The 2,030-nt window shown below is 71.9% G+C and carries 2 protein-coding genes; both read right to left on the bottom strand.

Annotation, left to right across the window (positions count from 1 at the left end; translation table 11 throughout):
* Positions 1-35: 35 nt before the first annotated feature.
* Positions 36-896: a geranyl diphosphate 2-C-methyltransferase gene (locus DQW06_RS04315; RefSeq protein ID WP_013153643.1), complete on the bottom strand. Its 861-nt coding sequence runs from the start codon at positions 894-896 to the stop codon at positions 36-38.
* Positions 897-1,000: 104 nt separating this feature from the next.
* A partial coding sequence (locus DQW06_RS04310) for a family 2 encapsulin nanocompartment cargo protein terpene cyclase (protein WP_232832953.1) occupies positions 1,001-2,030 on the bottom strand: 1,030 nt, incomplete at its 5' end.

Raw genomic sequence — 2,030 nt, 5'->3', positions numbered from 1 at the left:
GCGCGGACACCGGCCGCGCCGCCCCTCCGGGAGGTTCAGACGCGGTCGGCCGCGATGAGCAGGTAGTGGAAGCTGTTCTCCTTGTAGGCGGTGAGGAAGGGCTCCTCGATGCCGGTGGCCACGGAGGACTTCGCGCGCAGCTCCCAGTAGGGGATCGTGGCCGCGGTGAGGTCCACGACCTCCATGGGGACGAGGCCGTTGGCGGCCATCGCCCGGAAGTACTCGCTCCGGGGGTGGATGTTGCAGGTGTAGTGCTCGTCGATGCGGCTGACCGCCTTGGAGCGGCCGCCGGTGACGTCGTTGTAGCAGCCGGTGATGGTGACGTAGCGGCCGCCGTACTCCAGCAGGCGGGCGTGCTCGCGGAAGAGCTCGAACAGGTCCACGTACATGGTGGACTCGTTGTTCCAGCTGGCGCGCAGGGAGCCCGTCTCGAAGCCGGTGTCGAGCATGTTGCGGAAGTGGAAGCGCACGCGGTCGGACACGCCCCGCTCCTCGGCCTGGGCGTTGGCGAAGGCGACCTGCTGCTCGGAGATGCTGATGCCGTCCACGTGGCAGCCGAAGCGCTGGTTGGCCATGAAGCTGGTGCCGCCGCGGCCGGAGCCGGTGTCCATGATTCGGTCGCCGGGCGCGACCGGGCCCAGGTAGTCCAGCAGCACGTTGGCCTGCGCGGTCTCCAGGCGGTGCATCTCCTGGATGATGCGCTCGTCGCGGGTCTCCTCCGGCCCCTCCAGCACGGACGGGTCGTAGTCGCCGACCCCGTAGTGGTGGTGGTAGAGGCCGTCGACCTCGCCGAGGCGGATGTTGACGGGGTCCTTCTCGGCGTTCCAGTACGCCGCCACGGACTCCTGGTAGGCGGTGCGCAGGACGTCGGACGATCGGCTGAGGGTCTCGGTCATCGCGGAGGAACTCCTTGTCGTGGTGTGTCGGTCCGGACCGGCCCGTGCTCGGGGCCGGGCCGGTCCGCTGCGGGGGGAGGGGCCGCGCCGGGCGCGCGGCCCGTTCAGTCGGTGCCCGCCCCGTGGTAGCGGGGGCTGCGGGCGTGCCATTCGCGGCTGCCGCCGAGCCAGGCCCACAGGCCCCACAGGAAGCGGCGCAGCTCCGGCGAGCCGGTGAGCGCCAGGGCGGCGGCCTCGGCCTCGAAGGCGTGCATGAGCTCGTCGTGGATGTCGACGGTGCGCCGCACCGCCTCACCCAGCGAGCACCCGTCCTCGGTGGCGATCAGCCGGGGAAGGCTGAGGTCGGTGACGTCCTCCTTGCCCATGGAGTACAGGTCGTTGACGATCACGCTCGCGCTGCCCGCCAGGGTGAACACGCGGCGCACGCTGGGCTCGGAGAACACCTGGTGCGGCAGCTCGTACCCGGCGACCGCGTCGATGAGCGCCATGCACGGCACGAAGCTGTTCTCGTGCCGGTGCATGAGGAACTCCCAGACCGGCGGCCGGTGGCCGGTGGCCAGCCAGACGCCCTCCTGGTTGTAGGCCACGAACATGATCGCCAGCTCGTGGCGGAGCCTGCGCACCTGCGAGGCGGTGGCGTACAGGCCCAGGCCGTCCAGACTGGAGCGCAGGGCCCGCATCACGGGGTCCGCGCGCACGACCTCCTCCAGCTGGGGCGCGTAGCGCAGCGGCAGGTGCGCCTGGTCGATGACCGAGTGGGCGATGGCCAGGCGCTGGCCGAGCAGCTCCGGCTGTGCCTCCTCGGCCTCGCCGTCGACGTAGTGGTCGTCCACGGACCACTCGGCCAGGGCGCACTTGGCCGCCGCCAGCAGCCGGTCGGGATCGTCGGTCTCGGGGTGGGCGAGCATGATGAGGCGTCCGAACCCGGCCGAGCGGACCCGGTCGAGCTGGCCGGGGTAGACACCCATCTCCTCGGCCCACACCAGCAGCCGTTCGTCGACCTCGTCCCCCAGGGCGGGATCGTCGCGGACGGCGGGCGGGCAGTACAGCGCCGGGATCCGCTCGCCGTCGACCTCGGGCCCCTCGGGTTCGGAGGCGACGGCCGGCCCCTCGGGCGGGACACCGGTCCCCGGG

This window comes from Nocardiopsis sp. TNDT3 (assembly GCF_003427465.1).
GTDB classification, from domain to species: Bacteria; Actinomycetota; Actinomycetes; order Streptosporangiales; family Streptosporangiaceae; genus Nocardiopsis; species Nocardiopsis dassonvillei.
This window is presented reverse-complemented; position numbering and strand designations above follow the sequence as displayed.

What these genes read in the sequence shown, in the direction of transcription:
- DQW06_RS04315 (WP_013153643.1), bottom strand. Translation starts at nt 896, where the DNA reads ATGACCGAGACCCTCAGCCGATCGTCCGACGTCCTGCGCACCGCCTAC.